This is a genomic window from Marivibrio halodurans (assembly GCF_017963645.1).
In the GTDB taxonomy this organism is placed as follows: domain Bacteria; phylum Pseudomonadota; class Alphaproteobacteria; order UBA8366; family Aestuariispiraceae; genus Marivibrio; species Marivibrio halodurans.
Genome location: NZ_JAGMWN010000001.1, coordinates 38,054 through 63,650, shown reverse-complemented (window position 1 = coordinate 63,650; position 25,597 = coordinate 38,054). Strand labels below are relative to the sequence as shown.

Sequence of the window (25,597 nt, the reverse complement as noted above, 5' to 3'; positions counted from 1 at the left end):
CTTTCATGCGAATGCCGGCATTGCGGTCCGTTTGTCGGACAATCGTTCTGAGGCACATAATGGCCGATGCGAAACCGCGCGGCAATGGAGAACCATCGCGGGCAAGCATGGCCGGGAACCGTCGCAGGGAAAATCGGCGGGGCCGGATGCGCTCCCGCGCCAACCGCGCGTCTATAACGTGGCCATAAGCCGGAGAGCGCGCGCGCCGAGTGCCGATGACGGATCGCCAAACGCCTCCAGCACAGTGAAATGGTTGAGCCCGTCGAGCGCCAGGAACTCCGTCCGCGCGCCGCGATGCGCCCAAACCTCGGCGAAGGCCCGCGATTGCCGATGGAATTCCGAGGATTCGGCCCCGCCCACCGCGACGACGACCGGCAACGGATGTGCCGGTTTCATATGGATCGGGCTGCGCCGGACCGCCGTCGCCTCATCCATGCCGACCGCCTTGTTGACGCCCGTGAGGCGCAGCGGCTCCAGATCATAGAGGCCGGAAACGAGGATCGCCCCCTTCACCAGATCCGCCGGCATGTCCGTATCCCGCGCGGGCCAGTCGGTCGCCGCCAATTCCGCGCCCAGATGCCCGCCCGCCGAATGGCCGGAAATCGTGATCCGCGCCCGGTCATAGCCATATAGCGGCGCGGCACGCCACAGGGCCTCGACCGCGCGGCGGCATTGCTCCGCCAGATCGTCGATGGTCAGGCCCGGCTTCGGCAACAGATCGTAATTGATGACCGCGACGGCATGGCCCGCCGCGCCCATCGCGGCGAGGAGGTGGCCGTGATCCGACTTGTCCAGCGCCTGCCAGTAGCCGCCATGAATGAAGATGTGAAGCGGCGGCGCCCCTTCTCCCCCCTCCGGCATATAGAGGTCGATGGCTTGGCCCGGCCCCTCGCCATAGGGCAGTTCCGCCGTCAGATGCGCCGCGCGATAGGCCGCGCCCTCCGTGCGCCAAGCGTGGAAATGGGCCATATGGCCGGGTACCTGCGCGCGCGCGGAATATTCGTAATTGAGGGTGGCGGCGTCCATGTCCGCATGGATCGGCCCCGCCGGCGGGACGGGCACGATGGCATGCGCCTCGACCGCCAGGTCGAAATCCGGGTCGCTGACGACCGCGATCTGGCAGAAATTCCCGCCAAGGGCCTCGCGATAGAGCAGTTCCAGTTCCCATCGGTCCGCGTCCAGCAGGGCCTGCGCGTCGCCCGTGCGGATGGTGAGCGCGACCAGATGCGGCGGCCCGGCCTTCTCCGCCGCCAGCGCGCGGCCCAGCATGGTCATCGCGCCCAGGAACCGCCCGGCGAGCATCCCGCCGTCATCCGCCGCCAAGGGACCGATATGGACGGCGCGCGCGCCGTCCGGCGCGGCGGGCGGCACCAGGGGGGAGTCGGCATAATCCAACTTCATGATGCGTCGTCCCCATTCTGGCCCGCGTCCGCGATCCCGGCGCGTTCCAACATCGCGGAAAGGAGCACACGGGCCCCGGCGCCCAGATCCTCCGCCGTCGCGCTCTCCACCTCGTTATGGCTGATCCCGTCGGCGCAAGGCACGAAGATCATCCCCGTGGGCGCCACCCCGGCGATGAAGCAGGCATCGTGGCCCGCGCCGGAAACCATTCGGCGATGGGAGAGGCCGTGCGCCGCCGCCGCGCGTTCCACCGCGCCGACGCAGTCCGGATCGAAACGGATCGGCGCCTCGGCCGAAATCCTCTCGATCCGGAAGGTCAGACCACCGCCACCGCCATCGGCCGCGCAGATATCCGCCACCGCCGCGCGCATGGCCGCATCCATCGCGGCGAGCGCCTCCGCCTCCGGATGGCGCAGATCGACGGAGAAGGCGACCCGCCCCGGCACCGTGTTGCGGCTGTTGGGAAAGACCTGCACCTGCCCCACAGTCGCGACACCGGCCGGGCCGTGATCCGCCGCGATCGCCACCACCCGGTCCGCGACCCGCGCCGCCGCCAGGAAGGCATCGCGCCGGCGGTTCATCGGCGTGGTGCCGGCATGGCTTTCGGCGCCGGTGATCTCCACATCGTACCAATTCATGCCCTGCGCGCCCTCGACCACGCCGATGGTGCGCGCCTCCGCCTCCAGGATCGGGCCTTGCTCGATATGCGCCTCGAAGAAAGCGCCGATTTCATGGTCGCCGCACCGCGCCGCGCCACGATAGCCGATGCGCGCCAGTTCGTCGCCCAGGCTCAACCCGTCGAGGTCCAGCGTCGCATAGGCCTTCGCCTCGTCGAACACGCCCGCGAAGACCCCGCTGCCGATCATCGATGGGGCGAAGCGCGACCCCTCCTCATTCGTCCAGACGACGATTTCCACCGGCGCCTCCGTCACGATATCCGCGTCGTTCAGGGCACGAACCACCTCCAGCCCGGCCAGCACGCCATAGACCCCGTCGAACTTTCCTCCGGTCGGCTGGGTGTCCAAATGGCTGCCCGTCGCGACCGGCGGTCGGGCCGGATCGCGGCCCGGGCGGCGGGCGAAGATATTGCCCATGCTGTCGATCTCGACCGTGCAGCCCGCCGCCTCGACCCAGCGGCGGAAGAGGTCCCGCCCCTGCCGATCCAGATCGGTCAGCGCGAGGCGACAACACCCGCCCTTATCCGTCGCGCCGATGCGCGCCATCTCCATCAGGCTGCGCCACAGGCGTTCGCCGTCGATCGCGGGCGCGCGCGCCGCCGCCTCCACCGCAAGATCGGTCATGATTTTCCATCCCCGGATTGATCGTAATGGGCCGGAAGCGCCTCGGTTCTCGCGCCGCTCAGCGTTCCCGGAAGGCCTCGTAGCGCATTTTCAGCACGGGCTGGATCAGGAAGTCCAGGACCGTCTTGTCCCCCAGATGGATATCCACCGTGGCCTGCATGCCCGGATGGATGGGATAGGTCAGGCCGTCGCGCTCAAGATAGGAGTGTGCGGTCTCGATTTCCGCCTTGAAGAACTGCTTGCCCTGCTCGTCCTGCTCGATATCCGCGCCAACGGCGGTGACGGTCCCCTCCAACCCGCCATAGCGCACGAAATCATAGGTGGTGATCTTGACCGTCGCCGGCATGCCCTCCGCGATATGGCCGATATCGATCGGGTCGATGCGGGCATCGACGACCAGACGGTCCTGGGTCGGCACGATTTCCATGATCGGCTCGCCCGGCCGCACCACGCCACCGACCGTGTTATGCACCAGCGTCTTGACCACGCCGTCGATCGGGCTCGCGATCTCCATCCGGCCGGCCTCGCTGCGCGCGCGGTCCAGCAATTTCTCCTGCCGGCGGATTTCCAGTTCCACCTCGCTCAACTGCCCGGAAGCGTCGGTGCGAAACTCCTGCCGGGCGCTCGCCAGCTTCTCCTCCACCTCCTCCAGCGCGGCGCGGGCCCGCGGCAGACCGGCATCGATCGAGGCCAATTCCCCCTCCAGGCGCTGGACGTCGCGCGCGATCTCGTTGAGCTCGATCCGCGTCACCAGCTTACTGGCCAGGAGCGGCTGGGAAAGGTCGTAGCGTTCCCGCGCGAGCGACAGGTCGTTCGAAACGGAGCGCCGCCGCACATTCAACTCATTGATCTCCAGCGCGCGCTGCTCGGCCTGCTGCTCCAGTACGCGGACCTTGCCCTCCAGATTGTCGAGGCGGCTTTCATGGGTCCGTCGCTCGGCCGCGCTCAGGACCGGCCGGCGGACGGCGACATCCTCCGGGAAGGAGAGCGGCTCGCCAGCCGCTTCCGATTCCAGCCGCGCACGCTTCAGGACCAAGCCGTCGAGGCGAACCTCCAATTCCTCCGTGTTCGTCGCGCTGGTCGAGAGGTCGAGTTGCAGCAGGGGCTGCCCCGCCTCGACAACCGTCCCCTCGCGCACGAAAATGGCCTGAACGACGCCGCCCTCAAGATGCTGAACCACCTTGATCTCGCCCTGCGGCACCACCGTGCCCTGCGCGACGGCGACGGTGTCGAGCTTCGCCTGCCATGCCCACAGGCCGGTCGCGACCAACAACCCCATCAACAGCCACGCCAGCGGCTGGAACCGGGGCGCGGGATAGCGCGCGACGATGTCGTCGAGGGTCGCCATGGCTATTCCGCCGCCTCCCCATAGCCGCGCGCGGCGGTATCATCGAGTGCGGGTGTGGGTGCGTCGTCAGGTTCCTTTCGCGCGGTATCTTTCCGCGCGCGCGCTTTCTTCGCGCCGGCCTTCTTGCCACCGGCCTTACCCTTGCCCTTGGCCCGCGTCTTCCGGCCTTCCCGGGAAGACGCAGGCGGCGCATCGGTTTCGGCCGTGTCCGACCCGCCCTTCATGCGACCGTCTCGCCCATCTTCCACCCCGGCCGTGGCCGCCGGCTTGAGCGGCGGCTTGAGCGGTGGTCGAGCCACGGGGGCGAGCGGTACGCGGCGCAACGGCGGGCGGCCCGACGCCGTCTCTTTCCCCGGGGTGCCCGACGCCTCCGCGCCCGGCTTGTCGCCGAGAATCTGGCGGCGTACCTCCGCGCCGCCACCGCTCAACATGACCCGCCCCTTCTGGAAGGCCGTGATCGTCTCGCAGACGGAAAGCAGCCCGGGGCTATGCGTCACCACGATGACCGACCGGCCGGTCGCGAGCGTGCGCAGCGTCCGCGCGAGCGTCTGTTCCGCCGCGCGGTCGAGGCTGGAACTCGGCTCGTCAAGCAACAGCACCGGCGGGTCGGGATAAAGCGCGCGCGCGATCGCGAGCCGTTGCCTTTGCCCCGTCGACAAGCGCCGCCCCCCATCGCCGATAGCGGTCTCGTAACCGTCGGTCAGTTCGTCGATGAAGCTGTCCGCGCCGGCCAGCTTGGCGACCGCCAGCACCCGCTCGTCCGAAGGGGACGCGATCCCGCCCGCGATATTCTCCTTGATGGTGCCGGTGAAAAAGAAGGGGTCCTGGGGCACGATGGCGACCCATCGGCTCAACTGCTCGCGCGAGAATTGGGTGAGGTCCACGCCATCCAGCATGATCCGTCCGCCCGCCGGCGGGTAGAGCCGTTGCAGCATCATCAGGAAGGTGGTCTTGCCGCTGCCGTTGGGCCCGATGATCCCATGCACCTGTCCCGGGCGGATTTCCAGCGTGACGGCTTCGAGAACCGGCGCCTCTCGGCCATAGGCGAAGGTCAGTTCGCGCACGCTGAGATGGCCCGACGGCCTGGGGCGGTCGATGGCGTTGGCGCCGATTTCGTCCGCCGTCTCGAACAACGCGGAAAGACGGCGCAGCGCATCCCGGAACCCGACCAATTGCCGCCACATGCCGACAAGTTGGTTCATCGGCTGAATGACCTTGTTGGTCAGCATATTGGCGGCGATCAGCGCGCCCATGGTCATATCCTGCTCAATGATCGCGAGTGCGCCGACGCTGGTCATCGCCACCGTCGCCAGCAGGCTGAGCGATATGCCGGAATTGGCGAAGATATCGCTCAAGGTGCCCCGACGGAGGCTGCTCTCGACCAGCCCGGCCTGGCGGTCCTCCCAGCGCGCGGAAAGCGCGGGCGCGAGGCCCAGCGCCTTCATCGTCGCGCGGCCGTGGAACATTTCCGTCGTCACCGCGTCGCGGTCGGCCTGGGCGCGCCGCTCCGCCTCGGTCGAACGGGCGATCAGCCGCTGGGAGAGAAGCGCCAACAGCAGGAAAGCCCCCACCACCAACGACAACACCCAGGCGATGGGCGCGGCGATGATCCAGATGACCGCGATGAAGATCACCACGAAGGGTAGATCGATCACCATCACCAGCGGCGGGCCCGCCACGACGTTTCGGGCCAGTTCCGCGTCGCGCTGAAGCCCGTGCCACTGCGCCGTCGTGCGCTTCTCCAGCGCGGCCAGCGGCAGCCGCGCGAGCTTGCCGAAGAGCAACCGGCCGACATCCGCGTCGATCCGGATCGCGGTCCGCTGCACCATGCGCCCGCGCAACAGGCGCAGCAGGAAATCGAACGCCACCGCCAGCAGCACGCCCGCGACGAGCCCCTGAAGGGTCGTCAGTCCGGCCTGGAAGACCACCCGGTCATAGACCTGAAGGACGAAGATCGGCACCGCGATCGACAGGATGTTGATGAAGAGGCTGGTGGCGACAAGCTCGGGCAGGCGCGCCACGAGCGGCGCGAACAGGCGCCGCCGGAAGCCGCCCGACCGACCGCCGCCGCCCCCGCCGCCTTCGCGGACGGCGTCCGAGGGGGGATGCCGGGCTTGCCCTTCGCTGTCGTTCGCCACCATGCCCCGAACCGTTCCTTCGCCGATCGACCGCCGCCGCGTTTCTAGACCGGCCCAATGCCCTCGGTGACCTGCACCGAAATCTTCCTCTCGGTGACCGTACCCGAGGCATCGGTCACCTGGAAACTGAAGCTATCCTCGCCGGTGAACTGACCGTCCGGCCGGTAGGACCAGGCGCCGGTTTCGGCATCGACCTCGACCGTCCCGTTCTCGGCCTCGTCCCCGACCGAGAAGGGGGATGCGTTCCCGCCCGTATCCCCACCGTCGAGCACGCCGCCGATCGTGTTGCCACCGGCGACGCTCAAGGCATATCCCTCGATCTCCGGGGCCGCATTCGTTCGAGTGACCGCGCCGACGAGGTCATTGCCCGAGGCGGAGGAATCGAGCGCGACCCCACTTTGCTCATCGAAGCGGTAATAGGCGACAAGATCGGAATCGCCCTGCGGGTTGGCGATCGGCCCCGCCATGGCGTCCCGCATCCCGCCCGGACCGAGGATCACGTCGTGGATCTGCACCTCGTCGACCGCGCCGGTGAAGTGTTGATCGTAGTCCAGGCCGTTGTCCCGCGCGCCGATGGTGAATTCCCGAAGGTTCGAGAAGCTGTAGTTCCCACCCAGGAGATCGATGATGGAGAAAACGCCGGTTTCGTCCTCCGCCCAACCGCCTCCATGCCCGTCGAGATAGGCGGCAAGCTCCAGATCGTTGCCGTCCCGGCCATAGGTGAAGCCGACATGGTGCCAGCCATTCAGCCCGGCGACATCGATCGACCGCGTCATCGAATAGGTCAGCGTGCTGCCGACCTCGACCGTGAGGTTTCCGTCATCGTCAAGCTTGATCGCCCAACCGCCGCCGGTGGCGTTCCTGTCCCCCTTCGAGAGGATCGTCTGCGCCGACCCGGTATCGTCGAACCGTACCCAGGCGGATACGGACAGGTTTCCGCCCCCGACATCCAGGATATCGCCGCCGGTAAGCTGCCCTCCGCTGGTGCCCGAGAAGGTGGCGGCGCGGCCGAGATCGGGCAGCGCGAAGGGCACCGCCGCCGCCTCGCCGACGATCCCGTCGTGCGCGTTGACGCTGGTGCTGTCGGCCACGCCGTCGCCCCCGACATCGTCGAAGCGCCAATAGCCCTCCAACCCCGCCTCGGTGCCCGAGAGCTGGGTATCCCGGTCGGCCGCGATCTCGCCCGCCGCGCGCAGCGTCTTCCAGAACCGGATTTCATCCAGGCCGCCCTCGAAACCATTCATGCTCGCGAGCGCGCTGTCCCCGAAAAGCAGATCGCTATCCGCGAACGCGGCCCCCGAAAGCGAATGGATCGCGGCCGATTCCCCGGCCTCTCCATCGATATGGATCGTCCCCAGCCCGTCCCGGTCGGCGGTGAAGGCGATATGGTGCCAGGCGTTCTTCCCGAGCGCGGCCGTTTCCGTCACGCGTACCGTACCGGCGCCGTCGCTCATCTCGAAGGCAACGCGCCCACTCTCGTCGATCAGCCCCCGGAACCCGGCGCCCGTTTCACCGGCGTCCCATTTCTCGATGAAGGTGCCCGCGCCGTCGCCGCTATAATAGACCCACATCTCGGCCGTGAAGTCCTGCCCGGCGGCGATGTCGAGCGTCGCGGCGTCCTCCACCCGGACGATATCGTCTCCGTCGAAGCGCAGCGACGCGCCCGACGCGCCGACGGAGAGTTCCGGCGCCGCCGTCACGCTCGCCGAGATCGTCGCGCTCCGGACCGCCCCGCCGTCACCCGTCGCGCGCAAGGTAAAGAGATCGGCGGCCGTCCCGGCGAAATTCGCCGCCGGGGTGAAGGTCCAATGGCCGGTTTGCTGATGGATGCGTATCGTCCCCTCGGTCAGGCTTGCGACATGATACTCGCCCGAGACGCTGCCGCCATCGACGGTGAAGACCGGCTGCCCCGGAACCCCGGCCGCGTCGAACAGGCCGGAATGCACCATGTCCTCCACCAGCCGGATGGAAAGCCCATGCAACGGCGCGCCGCCCTCCGCCGGGCCGATGCCGCCATGGGCGAGGCCGTCCAGATCGCCCGCCAGATCGTCCGCCACGCCATCCGCCATGTCGTCGAGCCGCCAATAGCCGGCGAGATCGGTTTCGGCGTCGGGGGTAGCGATCGCCTGCTGATAGCGCGCGTGAATGCCGTTGGCGTCCTGGGCAACGCTCCAGACGCGTATCTCGCCCATGTCGCCGAGGAAAAGCGCGCTCGCCGTGCCGTCGCCCTCGGCGATGCCGCCGATCGCGGCATTGTCGGTGGTGACGGAGAGGCTTTCGATCGGGTTGCTCTGGCCGTCGCGCAACGTGGCGGTCCTATCCAACTCGCCATCGATATAGAGCCTCACGACGCCGTTCTCGAAGACGGCCGCGACATGCTGCCACCGATCGGCCGCCAGCGATTTGTCGGAATCGACGCTACCCGAGAACCCACCCGCATGGCCGGTGAAGACCAGATCGCCATTGCCGTCGAGAACGAGCGAATAGGCCCCAGCCTTGGCGAAGATCGTCCGGGCCGCCTCGCTATGGCCGTTCGGCTTGATCCAGCCTTCGATGGTCAAGCGGTCGGTCAGGTCGAGCGCGCTCGCCGAACCGCCGACATCGATCTCGATGAAATTGCTCGCGTCCTCGGCCTCGAACCGCGCCACGGCAGTCGGAAGTGTCGCGAAGGACGCACCGTCCAGGGTGCCGTCATTGCCCTGGGGGCTCAGATCCGTCAGCACCCCGCCGCGTAGCCCATCGGCCGTGTAATAGACGGCCAGCGCCGCCTCGCCCGGGTTCACCTGATGGTCGAAACCGGCGGCGATCTCCGTCTCGCTCCGCACCTCGGACCAGATGCGCACCTCGTCGAGCGCGCCCTTGAAACGCGCCCCTTCCTCGATGCCCCCGTCCGCCGCATCCTGGCCGAGCGCGAGGGTGCCCGACGCCTCGAGCGTCTCGCCGAACTGATAGCTGCCTTCGGCGACCTTGACCCCATTGACGTAGAAACTGGTCGCACCGGTAGCCCCGTCCCAACTGACCGCCAGATGGCTCCATTGCCCCGGCGGCAGCGAAACACCCTCCGCCGCGACATAGCTTTCCGCGTCGTCTCCACCGTTGAAATTCAGGAAGAAGCGCGGCGTGCCGGCTTCGTCGAAGCCGAGGCCGAAGCCGTCCGCCTCGCCCGAAGTGGCGTAGCTGACGAGCTGTTGCGCTACCTCTTCGATCTCGGCCGGATTGACCCACAACTCGATTGTTAGAGCCGAGCCGCCCAGGCCCGACACATCCTGCGCCAGGACCGCGTCCGTTCCCCCGTCGAACATCAACGCCGCCCCACCGACGAGCGGATCGCGCACGCGATCCGTCACCTCGACGGTCATGTCCTGCGTGACCGAACCGCTCTCCGCGCCTGTCGCCGTCAGGGTGAAGCCGTCCGTTCCCGTGAAGCCCGCATCGGGCACGAACCACCACGCCCCGGTCGCGGTCGCGATATAGGCGGTGCCGTGCGCGGTCGAAAGGCTGGCGACACCATCGCCGACCGTGCCGCCCTGCAAACCATAGGTCACGGTCCCCACGACCGATTGGGCGGCATCCCAAATCCCCGTCGCCGTCGCATTCACCGCGCTCGTCATCAGATCGCCGCCGATCGGCGGTCCAGTGTCGACGATGGTGGGCGCGCTTGCCGCCGCCGCGTCGTTGCCGTTCGCGGATCGGTCGGTGAAACCGGTCGGCGTCGCGCCGGCCGTGCCGTCATCCAACGGCCAATAGCCGGCAAGTCCCTGCTCGTCCCCGACGAGCCGGCCGCTCATGGAATCGTGGATCGATTCCGCGTCACGCGCCTCGGTCCATAGGCGGACATCGGCGATCTCGCCGTCGAAATATTGCGATGCCCCGTCATAGGAGCCGATATGGAGGTCCTCGGAACTGCCCAGAACAGCGCCCTCGCGCGTGACCACGCCCTGCACCGCGCCATCGACATAGAGGGTCACGCGGCCCGTCGTGGCCTCGTAGGTGCCGGCGATATGGTGCCATTGGCCGTCGGCATAGCTGTCCTCGCTGAACACGGACCCGCCATCCGGATCTTCCGACACGGGCACGTTGAAGACCGCCCGTCCATCCTCCAACCGCAAGCTATAGGACGCATTGAAGGTTTCGGAACGCGGCTTCGTCAGGATGCGTATGCGGCCGGTATCCACGTCGGTGCGGAACCAGGCCTCGAGCGTGAAATCGCCGGAGGAGAGGTCCGGGGAGTCCGCGATGGCGAGCGAATCGTCCGAGCCGTCGAAACGAAGCGCCCGGTCCGGCGGATCGACCACGCGCGGCATGTCCCCGCCCGCGCCGAGCGGCCCGCCCAGAATACCGTCATGGCCGTTACCCGTCGCATCCACAAGGTGACCGTCGCCGCCCAACGCGCCCCGCCAGTTGGCAAGGAGCCCCGCGCTATCCGGATCGATCGCGCGATCATGATAGGCGTCGATATCCGCCGCCGAGCGCTTCTCGTCGAACAGACGGATATCGTCCATCATGCCCTTGAAACCGCCGTCATCGCCCGGCGCCGCCCCGCCGATCCGAAGCGTCCCCGTCCCGCCCCCGGTCGGCGCGTAGCCATAGCCGGAGGGGCCGCCGACCAGCACGCCGTCACGATAAAGGCTGACCGTTTTCTCGGCTCCGTCACGAACCAGGGCGATATGCGCCCAGGTCCCGGCCGTCAGGTCCACATCCGAGAAGGTGATCGCGACCGCCCCGCTCTGCGCGCCCTCCTGGCGATAAACGATGTCGCCGGCGCTATCGAGGCCGAGGCTGTAGAGAATATTGTCGCCCGACGCTTCGCCGTCGCCGGCATGGCCGAGAAGCACCGCCTCCTCGCCGGCCTCCGGCAGGTCGGAGGGGTTGAGCCAAAGTTCGATCGTCAGATCGTCCGTGACGCGCAGGCTCTCGTCCATTCCGACCGTCACCACGTCGTCCCCATCGAACGCGATTTGGGCCCCCGCGACATTCGGCAGGACCTGATCCTCGGCCGCCTGCCGCACGGTGAAGGTCACGCTTTCCGTATCGACGCCGGATATCGAGCCCGTCGCCTGCATCGTGAAGGTGAGTTCCCCGACAAACCCGTCGGCCGGGATGAAGGTCCAGGCGCCGCTATCCGGATCGATGATCAGCGATCCCCGGCCGACGCGGTCGGCCTGGATCGCGCCCTGAGCGTTCAGCGCGCCCCCGGCGAGCGTATAGCTGGCCGTGCCCTCGATTTCATGGGTCTCGAACCAGCCATGGGCATTGAGGCCAGCGGTCACATCCATCGCGGAGCCGGTAACCTCCGGCATCGCATCGACGACCCGCGCGTCGGTGACGGCGAGCGACTGTCCACCCGCGCGGTCCGCAAGCGTGGCATCGCCGGCCATATCCTCGGCCCGGTAATAGGCCGCGAGATCGCCGTCGCCCGGATCGATATCGCCGCGCCGGTCGGCGATGATCTGTGCCGGCGTCCGCGCGTCCTCCCAGACCGCGACGGAGGCCACCTCGCCGCCGAAATGCTTTTCCTGGGTCAGTTCGCCATTCTGGTCGCGTAGCGCCCCGCCGATCGTGAATCCGTCGACCGCTCCCCCCGTCTGCATCGCGTCGCTGTCCGGACCGGCCTTCGCCCCATCGACATAGAGGCGGAAAACGCCCCCCTCGTTGACGAGCGCCACATGGTACCAACGGCCGGCCTCGACCGTGGTGCCGGATTGCACCACGAACTGGCCGTTGACGCTCTCATCGCCGACGACCGCGACGATCTCGTTGACGGTGCCGGACTGGCGGTCGAGCACGATGCCGACGCCATTCGAATAGCTGCCGTTGAAGACGATCGCCTGATCCTCGGACCGATCGACGCCGTCCCATTTGAACCAGGTCTCGATCGTGTAGTCCGAGGTCCGTGTCGTCGCCGAGCTGTCGCCGACGGCGATGTCGTCGGTCCCGTCGAAATAGAGTGCCTTGCCGAGGCCACCCAGGAATTCGGCGCCCGCGATCGCGCCGTCGCTCCCGCTCGCGCTGGAATCACGGAGGATCGCGCCCTTCCCGTCATCCGCGCGCCAATAGCCCTTGAGGGCGCCTTCGCCGCCGGGATCGTCGATCGTGTGAGTGTAGCCTGCGCGGATGGCGTCCGCGTCGCGGACCCCCGACCAGACCCGGATTTCGTCCATCAGGCCGCTAAAGCCGCCGCCCTCCCCGCCCGTATCCGCGCCGAGCACCAGTTGCCCGGCCCCTCCGCCGGTCGGGGTCACGGCATAGTCCAGGGTCTGCGCGATCTGGCCGTTGAGATAGAGGCGCAATTCGCCGGCGCCATTGTCGCGCACGACGCTGACATGCTGCCAAGCCCCTTGGGTCAGGTCGACGGCGTCGAACGTCGCCACCTGCGCATCGCGCTGACCGGTGTCCGAAATGAAGGTGAGCGTGCCCGATTCCGAGACATGGAGACTGTAGAGGACATTGTCCGCCGACGTCTCGCCGTTGTCCGCGCCGAAGGAAAGAAGCCGCCCCCCCGACAGATCGGATGGATTGATCCACATCTCGACCGTCAGGTCCCCGGTAATGGCCAGATCATCGTCAGGACCGCGCCCCATCGTCACCAAATCCGTGCTGTCGAAGGACAGCACGCCGCCATTCACCTGAGGCTCGAAGGTCATGTCGCGGATCATGACCGTCACCGGCTGGACATCCGTGCGTCCATCATCGCCGCTGGCCGTGATCTCGAAACCGACGGGGCCGCTTACGTCGTAGGCGGCATCGAACACCCATTCGCCCGTGCGGGTGTCGAGGCGCAGCGTCCCGGCCGCCAGCGCCTGGGTCTGGAACAGGCCGTCGGCGCTGGTGGTGATCGTGCCGCCGCCGGAGGTGATGGCGAAGGAGACCGCGCCCCCCACATCGTCGGCCGTGGCGATGCCGCCGACCGTTCGTCCCTCCAACGCGATCGCGTGCGCCGTGCCGTCCGCCGCCGACTGCAAGGGCGGCAGGACATCCGTGAAATCGACGCCGCCGGAAATCATGCCGTCATGGCCGCCGGTACCGTCGGTCACCACGCCGGCGCGGTCCGGCCCCTCCACGCCGCGCCACAGGCCGACCAGCCCGCTCTCGTCGCCCTGGGCGGGCAGGTTATAGCCGTCCAGCACCTCCGCCGGGCCGCGCGCGTCGTCCCAGAGGCGAATTTCCGCCAATTCGCCGGTGAAATTCTCCCCGCCGCCCACGGCCTGCCCGAAAATCAGGCCATCCGAGGCGTCGGTCAGATTGCCTTCCAATTCGCCCGCGTCGACCCGTTGGCCATCGACATAGAAAACGAGTTCGCCAGTACCGGCATCGTAGGTTCCGGCGACGTGGTGCCATTGCCCGTCATCCAAGGGGCCGGAATGCGAGAGGACACGCTGCTCCACCCCGTCGGTACCGCCATGCACGACGAAGCGCGGCACGCCATTGTCAAGCACGAGGGAATATTGCGGCACCTCGTTCGAGATATCGGGCTTCAGCACCATGCGCGCGGAACCCGCGCGGTCGTCCGTGGTGGATCGGAACCAAGTCTCGATCGTGAAACTCGCGACGTCGAGCGCCGGATCCTCCGCGACGGTGACGCTCCCCGTGCCGTCGAAGGAAAGCGCGCCGCCCAAATCGTTGATCAGGTCCGGCGCGGCCTCGTCGCTGCCCCCGATGCCGCCCAGCCGCAGGTCGTGCCCATTGCCGCTGGAATCCGATACCTCGTCCAGCAATTGCTCGTCGAAGCGATAATAGGCCCGCAGCCCGGCCTCGTCCCCGACGAGTTGCCGGTCATGCGACGCCCCGATCTGCGCATCGGTGCGCGCGCCGTCCCACAGACGCACCTCGTCCATCATGCCCTCGAAGGACCCGCCGCCGAAGCCGTTCTCGCCGAGGATCAGGCGCGCCCCCTCGCCGACCGACGGCATGAAGTCGTCGACCGTGCTCATGAGGCGGCCATCGACATGGAAGCGAACCGATCCCCCCTCGAAGCTGACGGCGACATGGTGCCAAAGACCATCGGCGACGTTCACCTGACTTTCGACGTTTCCACCGTCGCCGAGATCCTGCATGGCCATGAGATAGCCGGCCTCGTCCAGACCGATCGTGAGCGTCCCGTCCGCGCCGGTCAGGGCGAAGAGACTGCCCCCACCCGACGCCGCGCTATTGACCCATCCCTCGATGGTAAAGCCATCACCGGAGGACGAGACGTCGCCGAGTTCCGCGGCCTCCGCGACATCGTCGATGCCGTCGAACTGCAGCGCGCCGCCCGTGACGCGGACGCCCTCATCCTCCGCCGCGATCGCGATATCGAAGCTTTTCCGCGTGATGGCGGTTCCGTCATTGACCGTGACCTGAAGGCGGTCGATGCCGCTCGCTCCCGGATCGGCGGTGTAGATCAGACCGCCGCCGGTCGCGAGGGTCCGCGCGATCGCCTCCGCCGAGGCGGTGACGATCAGCTTGCCGGTACCGTTGCCGACAACCTCCGCGGCGAGAATGCCCGAGGCGATGCCCGCATCGAGGTCGAGGCGGCCACGCTCCACGGCGATGACGACGGTAAGCTCGCCGCCATCGCCGTCCGGATCGACGATCGACAGGCCATGCAGGGAAATGTCGACCGAATCCTCCGCCAGGGTATAGCCCGTGACGGGCGCACCGCTTTCAACCGGGTCCGGGTCGCCATGGGATACGCCGTCATGGCCGTTGCCCGTGAGGTCATAGCCCGGAGCGTCCGGCCATTCGAAGCCGTAGATCGCGACCAGCCCGTCCTCCCCGGCGCCGAGCCGTAGCGTGCTGTAGTCCTGTAGATCGCTCTCGCTTCGCGCCGTCGACCAGAGGCGCACCTCGTCGATCTGGCCCTCCAACGCGCTCTCGCTCTCGATCGTGCCCTGCTCGTCGAAGCGCCCGCCGATACCCAAGCGCGCGGTACTTCCGATCGCGCCGAAGCCGGAGATATCGTTGTCCACCGCCCCGGCGCCGCCGTCGCTCCACCCCGCGTTCGAGCCGTCGAGATAACCGCGCACCGTGCCCGTCGTGCGGTCGACCACGAGGGCCAGGTGGTGCCAGCCGGAAAGTCCCGAAATATCATAGGATTGCGCGGCATTCTCGGTCGGCCCCGCGCTCACTCGCACGACCAGCGCGTCACCCTCCGCCTGGATGACCCAACCGGCGGCGCCGGATATCTTCCCGACGATGGTATCGATATCCGAGGTGCCGGATATCTCGTCGAAATCAACCCAGGCCTCGACCGTGAAGCTGCCGGTCCCGGGATCGAGCGCCGCGTCGTGCGGCACCGATATCGCCTCGCCCGCATCGATGTCGAGCGCGTTGCCCCCCACCGCCGCGATGCGCGGCGCATCCGCCACCGGATCGAGCGTAACGGCATAGGTCTGGCTGTCGCTGCCGGAGGTGGCGCCCGCGACCGTCACCGTGAAGCTGTCCGAGCCGGTCGCATCCGCGTTCGGGCTATAGGTCCACTCGCCCGTCGCGATGTCGAGGGTGACCGTCCCGTGATCCAGCGCCTTGGTGGCGGTCCCGCCATCGACCCCATCGGCGCCGGTCAGCGCGAAGGTCGGCGTTCCCTCGACGTCCCCGGCGCTCATCCGGCCGCGCAGGGTCTGGTCCTCGTCGATCACGACGGTTCCCGCCGGATCGACCGAGGGGCCGCCGCTCCCGGTCACGACGGGACTTTCCGAATCCGGCCCCTGGAACCAAGCATCGCCCTGCAACGTGGCGTCCGTGCCGCCGGGCACCGAGTTCGCCGCGCTGCTGCCCCCTTCCTCGTTGAAGGGCCAATAGCCGACGAGCCCGTCCTCCGCCCCGGAAAGCCTGTCGAGATAATTGTCGGCGATCTCGCCCGCGGTGCGCGCGTCATTCCAGATGCGCGCCTCCGAATACTGTCCCACGAACGGATTGTCGCCGCCTGTGTTGCGGCCCATCACCGCCGTGCCGGCGGTGATGTTGGGCTGGTGCGCCGACCAATCGACCGGCGCGCCGCTGGCCTCGCCGTCGATATAGATCCGGGCCTGCTGCGTCGTGGCATCATAGACGGCGGCGACATGGTGCCATTGCCCGTCGGCGACCGACACGGCGGAATTGGCATTGGCCGAATACCCATAGGTCGTGAAGGTAACGGTGCCCGTCCCTTGCACGACCCGCAGGTCGATGCGTCCCTCCGCCGTCATCGTGCCGATCGAGAAGATTTGCGCATGGCCGCCCGCGACGGCGCCGGCATCGATTCGCACCCAGCTTTCCAGCGTGAAGCTGGTCCCGCCGGGGAAGAGCGCCGCGTCGCTTCCCAGATCGATATGGTCGCCGTTTCCGTCCAGCGCGACGGACGCCTCGCCCGGCACCACGGGCGGGCTCGTTCCGCCATTGGCCCAGCCAACGCCGCCGCGCGCCGTACCGTGATTGCCCTCGCCGGAGCGATCGGCGGCGATCGCGCCATTGCCTTCGTCCAGCGGCCAATAGCCGGCGAGGCCATCCTCCTCGCCCGTCAGGCGCCCGTCCTTGTGGAAATCGATCTCGGCATCGGTGCGCGCGTCGTTCCAGACGCGGAAATCGGCGATCGCGCCCTCGAACGACATACCGCCATCGACCAACCGTCCGATCGCCGCCATGTCGCCGGAGATGTCGAGACCATATTCCCCGGGATCGCCGGAAGCCGCGCCATCGACGAAAAGCTGCAAGGTTCCGCCGGAGCTTCCCTCATAGCGTACGGCCACATGATGCCAAGCCCCGTCATCGACCGCGTCGCCCCCCACCGTCGAGGGCGCGTCATATCCCGGCGCGAAGGCAAGCATGCCGTCGCCGTCGACATAGAGGGTGCCGGCCGCTCCCCCCTGCGCGTCGCCGATGCTGAGGATCGCGCCTTCCCGCCCGCTCGTCCGAACCCAGCCTTCCCAGGTGAAATCGCCGGTGCCGGTCGCGGCCGCCGCCCCGACGGGAATGTCGATCCAATCATCCCCGCCGTCGAGAAGCGCGTTGGCCGCCGTCCGTTCCACCGGCGGGCCGTGCGCGGCGGCCGCGTCATTGCCGTTGTCCGTGCGGTCGGGAACGAGACCGTCATCGACCGCGTCCAGCCGCCAATAGCCGGCGAGCCCGCTTTCGTCGCCTTGAAGGAGGCCACCGTGATCGCCCGCAGGGTCGTGCGCGTCCGCCCACAGGCGTACCTCGGCGATACCGCCTTCGAAATGATGCTGGCGGCCGCCGGCGCCGTCGTCATTGGCGCCGATGACGAAATCGCCGTCGCAGGAATGGATCGAGCCCGTCCAGGGCTGCGCCGCGCCGACTTGGCCGCCGTTCACATGGAAGGTGACGCTTTCCGCCTGGGGATCGACGACGACGCTATATTGCGCCCAGACGCCCGCCTCGACCACGTGGTCGGAAAGGAAAACGGTCTCGTCCTCGCCCCCATCGCCGGAGAGCACGAGGCGCAGCTTGCCCGTATCCCCATCGATGCCGAACCAATAGCTATGCTCGCCATAGCCCCCCCATTTCGACGCCAGGGTGGCCAGATCGCCCGCGCCCGGGGCGGTCGTCAGATTGGCGCGCACCTCGATCGTCAGGGCGCCGGTGATATCGGCGGCATCCACGTCGCCGACATCCAGATGATCATCCACCCCGTCGAACGCGAGATAGGAGAGATCGACCAGCCCCACATCATCCACCGACGCGACCGTGACCCCGATCGACCCGCTTCCCGTCAACCCATCGGCATCGGTCACGGAGAGATCGATGCTGTCCGTGCCGTGGAAATTCACGTCCCCCCGATAGGTGACCGCGCCCGCGCCCCCAAGGAACCCGTTGATCTGGGCCAGCGTCCCGGTGACGCGAACCTGGGCACCGTCATTCTGCATGATGGTGACGCCGCTTTCCGCGCCATCGCTTAGATGCAGCGTCCCGTTCGACACCTGGAGATCGAGCGTCAGGACATCCGTCCCGCCGGCATCCGCGTCGAGGATGGAGAGCCCGGTGATGGCGATCGCGGCATCCTCGTCGCCGAGAACACTTCCGGCGCCGGAGATCCGGGGCTTGGCGCGGACGACGGCATCGATGCCGTTGGCGCCATAAACCAACGATACATCGTAGAGCGCGTCGTCGAGATTGGTGGACACTGTCTCGAAGGACCCGTCCGTTTCGGAATCATGGCCGTCGTAATTGACGATCCGGTAGGTGCCGGCGGCTTCGCTCGCATTCTCGAAATCGAGGGTCAGGGTCTCGCTTCCGGTCAGGTCGAGCGTATCGACCGTCAGGGTCTCGATCGTCTCGACATCCGTGATATCGAGCGACAGGGCACTTAGCGCCGCATCGATGCCGCGCACCGTCAGGCCGCCGGTCAGCAAGTCGAGAGTCCCGAGGGTGGACAAGGTGGCGCCGTTGACGAAGCTCAAGGTTCCGGAGCCGAGGATCGTGCCGGACCCGGCGATATTGCCGCCCGTCGCGCCGTCGATCGTCAACTCGGCGTCGGACGCGACCCCGATCGTACCGTTGTTGGTGACGTCGCCGGTGACGCGCACCCCGTCGGCGATCTCTATCACGCCATGATTGACGACATCCCCCAGAATGCGCGCCGTGTCGCCGGTCTGATCGCCATGCGCGATCGTGAAGGTGGCCCCCTCCTGATTGACCAGCGCGGCACCGTCCGCGATCGACAGGGTCAGCGCCTGATTTCCGGTGGCGGCCGATCCACCCGCCAACGTCAGCGCGCCCGCGTTCGTCAGACCTTCCCGGATGGAAAGCGTGGCGTCGGTCACACTGCCGGGCGCGCGCAATTCAAGCGTCCCCTGGGCATCGTTCACGAACGCCACGTCGAACACATCGTCCGCGACGCCGAGGGTCAGATCGCCCTGGTTCCTGAAGGTTCCGCTTCCGGTGAAGGTGACGGCCGCCGCATCCACTTCCATATCGAGCGAAGTCGAGGTCCAGCTATAATCGCTATCCACCCGGACCACCGCCTGCCCACCCGTCCAGCGAAGGGTCCCGCCCCCGTCCAGCATGCTGTCCGACCCAAGCGACAGGGTCGTTCCGGCCCCGAATTCGAGGGCGTTGCCGCTGGAAACCGTGACGCCGCCCTCGCTGGTGTCGAGGGTGGTGAGCGTGATGCCGGTGCCTGTCTCGAAGATCGCATCGCTATCGATCAGGACGGTACCCCGGTTGTCGAAGAGGCCGCGCAGACTGAACTGGTCGTTGGAATAGGTTCCGGCGATCCGGACGACGCCGCCGGCCTCGTTGACGAAACGCTCTCCCCCGCCGAGCGAAAGCGTGCCCGCCTGAGCACCCGCGATCACGAAGGTACCGGCATTCTCCGCCCCGCCCGTCAGCGCCAGATAGCCATGGGCGCCGTCGGCCGTGAACGTCGCCTCCGCGCCCTCCTGTTGGATGAGGGTCGGCGCGATCGTGACGTTCTGGGCGATCGCGAGCGTACCGCCATTGGTCAGCGTGCCGCCGCCCAGAAGGCGCGTATCCTCCGCGATCTCGTGATCGGAGCCGCCATCGAGGACGAGCGCGGCCCCGTCCAACGTCATGGTCCCGTCAAGGGTCGCGTAGCCGCCCGTATAGTACCCGTCATTGACGATCGAGATCGTGCCGCCGGAAATCGTGCCGCCGGTCCAGAGGAACTCCCCATAAAGATCGGCGCCCACATTGCCGGTGTCGAGCGTTCCGCCGGTCACATTCAGCTCGCCATGGCCGCCATAGGTGTCGCCGAAGGTCATGCCGAAGGCGGTCGAGAGCGAGCCGCCCGCGACCTCGATGCCCGCGCCGCCGAGCACGTCGAGGGAGCCCAGCGCCAACGACTCGCCCGTGGACAGCGTGAAGAACCCTTCCGTGTCGATGGTCACGGCGTTGCCGGTCCCGGGCACCGTGCCTTCGGACCAACTATCGGCCAGGAACAACAAGTTGCCCTCGCCCTCCGCGCCGTAATCGAAGGTCGTATCGGTCAATTCCAACGAAAGGGTCGTCGAATAGAAGGCGGTCGCCGTCTCATCGCCCTCGGCGGCGTTGACGATGAAGCTCAAGGCCACGGGATCGAGACTATCCGCCGGCGCCGTGAAGGCCAGCGTGCCGAGATCCGCGCCGGAGACGACAATGGTTCCGGGATATATCTCCGTGCCCGCGTTGAAGCTGCCCCCCTCCGGCACGCCGGTGATGGTGACGGACAGGGTTTCCGAGCCATCCGTATCCGCCGTCGTGAAGACGCCGGAGAGATCGAGGACCTCCCCCGGACCGCGCATATAGGTCTGCTTCAGGCTTGATTGAATATCATCCAGAACCGGTTCGATCCGGAGCGTGAAGGTCGCGCTATCCGTCGCCGCGCCGCCTGGATCGTTGTCGTCGGCCGTGACCGTCAATGTCGCGGTGCCGGAGAAATCGGGGGCCGGGGAGAAATGCACGAAGCCGTTGCGAAGCGTATGGTTCAACGCGGCGCGGGTCCCCGTCAGGACCAGGGTATCGGTCTCGATGCCGGTGACGGACTCGAACCCGACGCCCGACTCTCCGGCATCCTCCATGAAGAAATACCCGTTGGGCAGACTGAGGGTCACGCTCAACTCGTCGGAGGGGGAGCCGTCCGGATCATCCACCCCGGCCAGCGACAGCGCGACACCGCCACTCGGATCCTCCGAAAGCTTGATGGTGGCGAGCGGCGCGTCGGAGGCGACATGGTCCGCCCCCTGGCTCGACAAGGGTCCGCCGGTCACCACGTCGCGGAACGACCCGTCCTCGTCGAAGCGGAAATAATGAACCAGCGCGCCTTCCTCGCCGGTCAGAAGGGTCGCGCGGTCCCCCGCGATATCCGCCGTCCCGCGCGCCATCGACCAGACGCGCACATCGTCGATCTGCCCAAAGAAGGACTGATCGCTCGTCGTTGGCATGCCGCCGACCGAGAGGAAGGTGGACGGCGTGTTCACGAACGAATTCTGGTTGGTGACGCTTTGATCCGTGCCGTCCACGACAAGCCGGAAAGTGCCGTCGTCATTGACCAACGCCACATGGTGAAGCGTATCGGCGGTGACGGTGATGGCGCTTTCCAGGTGGGTCGTGCCATTGACCACGCCGGCCAGCTTGTAGCCGTTGGCCCCATCGTCGATCAGCTTCAGGCCGAAACCGTTCGCCATCATCGGAGGAAATTCGCCCTCCCCCTGGATTTGCGGTTGGACCGGGCCGGGCAGGCCGACATAGAAGAGGAGTTGATCCTCGCCCGTATGGGTACCGTCCCAGGCGAAGGAAAGCTCGATCGTGAAATCCGTGGTGTGGTCGAGCGCGCCGAACTGCCCGGTGGCCGCCTCCCCGGCCGTATCGAAGGACAGCGCCAGCCCCTGCCCTTCCAGAACGACCGGAGGAAGATTGATGCCCGAGGCATCGACCCCACCCTCCAGCCGGATCGTCGCGTTCCCGTTGCGAATGAGTTGATAGACGGTCCCGGCCGCGTCCGTGCCGCTCTCGACGACATTCCATCCCGAGCCGTTGAAATGGACGTAGCCGTCGTCCCCGGTCACCGTCAGGGTGCCGGTACCGGCGAAGCTCGCAAGCGACGCGGCATCGACCGTCAGGGAGGAATCGCTATCCTGAAGCCCGATCACCTCGAAGCCGCTCGCCCGGGCGGCGATATCGGACAGGTTGGCCCCGGTATAGGAGGCCAGCATCAGGGTATCCGTCCCCTGCCCGCCGGTAAGCGTGACGGCGGAATCGCCGGCGTAACCGCTGAACCAGGTAACCCGGTCGTCGCCCGCGCCCGCGTCGATCACATCGCTGCCGGGACCGTTGCCGGAATAGCCATCCCAGCCGGCGATCCTGTCATTGCCCGCGCCCGAGACGATCCGGTTGGCGGCGGAACTGCCGGTCAGATCGTCGGCGCCGACGCCGCTCTGGATATTCTCCACCCCGAAGAGCGCGTCGGTCCCCGTTTGCGCGCCATAGGCGCCGCCCGCCTGGGACAGGCTGAGCGACCCGCCGAGGCGCGCCTGCAGCCGCGCGCTGTCCGCGCCGTTCAACCCGAAGACAGCCGCCCCGTCGCCCAGATTGACGGTCACGCCCTGCGTCGCGCTGGTATAGATGGCGGTATCGCTTTCCGTATCCGCGCCAAGGGCGGTGATCGTCATGCCGCTGCGGCTCGCCGCGCCGCCGACATAGATATCGTCGCCCGCGCCCTCGCCCGCGATCAGCGTATCGGCGCCACCGCCACCGATGACGACATCGTCGCCCGCGCCGCCTTCCAGCGTATCGGCGCCGAGCCCGCCATCGATCAGATCATCCCCACCGCGCCCGTCGATCCTGTCGGCGAGGGCCGTGCCGGTGAAGCTCTCGGCCGTGGCGCCCCCCGTCGCGACGAGGGGCTGGCCCGGGACGGACAGCGCGCTCTGCACCCGGATGACGGAACCGCCATCGCTGAACAGGCGATAGGAAAGGCCCGCGGCATCCGTCGCCGTGCCGGTCGCGCTCCAGGCGCCGGTCAGGGACACCGTCCCCGTTCCACCGGTCACGGTCAGCGTCCCGGCGGCGCCAAGGAACGCCGCCACATCGCCGGCGCCGACCGACAAGGTTCCCCCGCCGCTCGCGAGGGAAACGGTCTCGAAGCCGTCGGCGGCGGCGTTGAGGGTATTGAGACCGACGCTCATGGCCGTGGCGAGCTTCAGCGTATCATTGCCCGTCCCGCCGTCGAGCGTCACGGCCGAATTGCCCGCGTAGCCCGCGAAATAGGTAACCTGATCGTTGCCCGCCCCGGCCTGAATCCGGTCGGCGCCCGGCCCGGTGCCCGATTTGCCGTCCCAGCCGGCGATGATGTCGTTACCGGCGCCGGCGATGATGCGGTTGGCCTTGGAATCGCCGGTCAGGTGGTCGTTGCCGACGCCGCTCTCGATATTCTCGACCCCGTAAATAAGGTCGGTGCCGGTCTGCGCGCCATAGGCGCCGCCGAACTGGTTGACCGTCAGCCCACCGCCCAATTGCGCGGCGAGCGCGCTGGTCGACGCGCCGGGCAGCGAGAAGACGGCCGAGCCGTCCCCCAAATTAACCGTGATGCCCTGCGTGGCGCTGGTGAAGATGATTTCGTCCTCGGCGCTGTCGTCCGTGCCGAGGCCCGAAACGATACCGTTCGCCTCCACCATGTCGCCGCCGACATAGATATCGTCGCCCTCGCCCGACCCGCCGACCAGCGTGTCGGAACCGCTGCCGCCCGCCACGACATCATTGCCCGCGCCGCCGGTCAGCCGGTCGTTACCACCGCCGCCCAGGAGCACGTCGTTGCCGCCGCCGCCATCGATCACATCCGGCAGGGAGCCGCCGGTGACGCGGTCGCTGCCGCCACCGCCCGTGAAGGTGATCGCCGTCTCGACGATCGTGGTGCCGCCGGCGGACTCGTCGGTACCGTCCGTTAACGGCCCGTCCGTGCGATCCTCGTCGAGGAGGAGGCCATCCTCCTCCTGATCGAGCCCCGTGCCGGTCTGCGATAGCGTCCCGCCGGTCGTGCCCGGGCCCGTGCCGCCGATCGACTGCGATCCGCCACCGACGCTCGACGACCCGCCACCACTGCTCTTCGACAGGCCGGAGCCGCCAGTCGTGTCGATGCCACCGCCGGCCACTTCCTGATCGCCACCCGCGACATCACCGCCCTGCTTGCCGGCGACGCTGGTCGGCTTCTTCGTGGCGCCGGTTTCCTGCCCCGGCGTGGTCTGGGTGCCAGCCTGTTGCCCCGGCTGTTCGACCGGCCCGGTATCCTCGCCGAAATCGATCTCGTCGAGGAGATCCGCGGAATCGGAGTCCTCGCCCTCGCCCTCCGGATCGGACTCGGCCGCCTCCTCGTCGTCGTCCCCTTCGCCCGCACCCTCGCCATCCTCGAACTGCGCCAGTTGGGTATCGTCCCGGTCCTCCAGGAACGCGCCATCCTCGTCGGTCTCGCCGCCGGTTCCGTCCTGGCCGTCATCTCCAGCGTCATCCGCATCATCGGCGGCGGCATCGTCGTCGGCGGCGCCGTCTTGCTGATCCCCATCCTCGATATCGGCATCGGGATCGGCATCGGGGTCGACCGCGTCCTCCTCGTCCTCCGCGTTCTCTTCCCCTTCTTCTCCGTCCGCGCCTTCTTCCGCGGCGGCTTCGGTATCACCGTCCTGGCCGTCTCCGTCCTCTCCGCCCTCGGCACCGTCATCGGCGCCATCCTGCGCGTCGCCGCCGTCGTCGTCGCCCCCCCCATCGCCGGAAGCCCCGTCGCCCTCCCCGCTTGCCCCGTCGTTGTTGCGCTGTTCCCGCGCGCCGCGGGAGGCGGGGATATCGCCCGGCAGGTAGCCGAGGGATTCGCCGAAACGGGTCTGGATATCCGTGTCCGACAAGGTCTCCGGCAGCGAGGGCGGGTCGAACGGGCTATTGGCGAAGGTTCGCTGGTTAGGCTGGTTCAGGATCGTTTCGCCCGCTTGGGTGCGGAACGATATCTCGCCCAGGATCGGCTGACCGTCCGGCCCGTCCTCGGGCAGCAACACCACTTCGTTCACGGTGCCGGCACCGGCCGTGCCACGCACGCCGATGGTCGCGACCGGCGTCACGACGGCCATGTTCTCGTCGCCGGTCTTGGCGATCTGGCCCGAAACGAAGGAGAACGATCCCTTGACCAGATTCAGCACCATCGAGCTGTCGGAGCCCGGCTGATAAATCAACTCGTCCAGCACCACCCTTGCGTCGCCGCCGAGGGAGAAACTGCTGCCGTCGTTGAAGCTGAGGCCGATGGCGCCGCCCGGCGGGGTCTCGATCCGGTCATCCTGATATACGCGCAAGCCGGCTTCCGCCTGGACGGTGCTGCCGTCCGCCCGCGCGATCGTGACCGTGCCCGTCGTCTCCGTGACGCTGCCGATCGGCGCGCCGAGCGCGCCGTCATCCGCGGATTGGTCCAGTTGGTTCTGGGCCACCTGGCCCGGCGCGCGCGGCCCGGCCAGCCGCTCCACGACATGGGCGGAGAGTTGCCGCCCCGCCGCGTCGGCGAGCGGCGGCGGAAGCGGCCGGTCGAAGTAATCCACGATCCGAAGACGCGCCCCGCCCGCCGGGTCGGAAAGCACGAGATCATGCACCTCGCGCGCATAGCGCGCATCGACGAGAAAATCCGCCGGCAATGCCGCGCCGTCGTCCGACAACGCCACGGCCCGGGCGAGCGACAGCGGCGGTACCGTGCCGCCAGCGGACATGTCCCCTTCGGAGGAAGGCACGCGAATCAGATGGCTGACTGGCCCACCGTCACCGCCGATTTCCCCTCCACCGGCGGTGCCCAGGCCATATCCGCCCGCGAAGCCGCCCCGGCTATCCTCGCCTCTCGCCGCCACTGAGACTCACCCCTTAGAACCCGACCGGCCCGACCGCTGGACGTCAGGAAATCCGCGTATGCGGACCGTCCCTCATGGCGTCGCGCGCCCGCGCCGACGCCCCCAAATGCTCGATTATTCCTTATC

Annotated in this window: 5 protein-coding genes; all 5 read right to left on the bottom strand. The window is 67.8% G+C overall.

Going from position 1 to position 25,597, the window contains the following annotated elements; genetic code table 11:
* Positions 1 to 171: 171 nt before the first annotated feature.
* Genes KAJ83_RS00190 through KAJ83_RS00170 form a run of 5 tightly spaced genes read right to left on the bottom strand, consistent with a single transcriptional unit; the run spans position 172 to position 25,471 of the window.
* A complete protein-coding gene (locus tag KAJ83_RS00190; RefSeq protein WP_210680005.1) occupies positions 172 to 1,401 on the bottom strand; it encodes an alpha/beta hydrolase in 1,230 nt (409 codons plus the stop codon).
* On the bottom strand, positions 1,398 to 2,702 hold the full coding sequence (locus KAJ83_RS00185; RefSeq protein ID WP_210680004.1) for a Zn-dependent hydrolase: 1,305 nt from the start codon (positions 2,700 to 2,702) through the stop codon (positions 1,398 to 1,400). Before KAJ83_RS00185 ends, KAJ83_RS00190 begins: the two co-directional genes overlap by 4 nt.
* A gap of 58 nt (positions 2,703 to 2,760) precedes the next feature.
* Positions 2,761 to 4,050 carry an HlyD family type I secretion periplasmic adaptor subunit gene (locus KAJ83_RS00180; protein WP_210680003.1) on the bottom strand — a complete coding sequence of 430 codons (1,290 nt, stop codon included), beginning with the start codon at positions 4,048 to 4,050 and terminating at the stop codon, positions 2,761 to 2,763.
* A 2-nt stretch (positions 4,051 to 4,052) separates the two neighbouring features.
* The gene (locus KAJ83_RS00175; RefSeq protein ID WP_210680002.1) at positions 4,053 to 6,191 is read right to left on the bottom strand and encodes a peptidase domain-containing ABC transporter; all 2,139 of its coding nucleotides are present in this window, start codon (positions 6,189 to 6,191) and stop codon (positions 4,053 to 4,055) included.
* Between the two features lie 41 nt (positions 6,192 to 6,232).
* Positions 6,233 to 25,471, bottom strand: a complete 19,239-nt coding sequence (locus KAJ83_RS00170) for a LamG-like jellyroll fold domain-containing protein (protein WP_210680001.1) — start codon at positions 25,469 to 25,471, stop codon at positions 6,233 to 6,235.
* Positions 25,472 to 25,597: the final 126 nt, after the last annotated feature.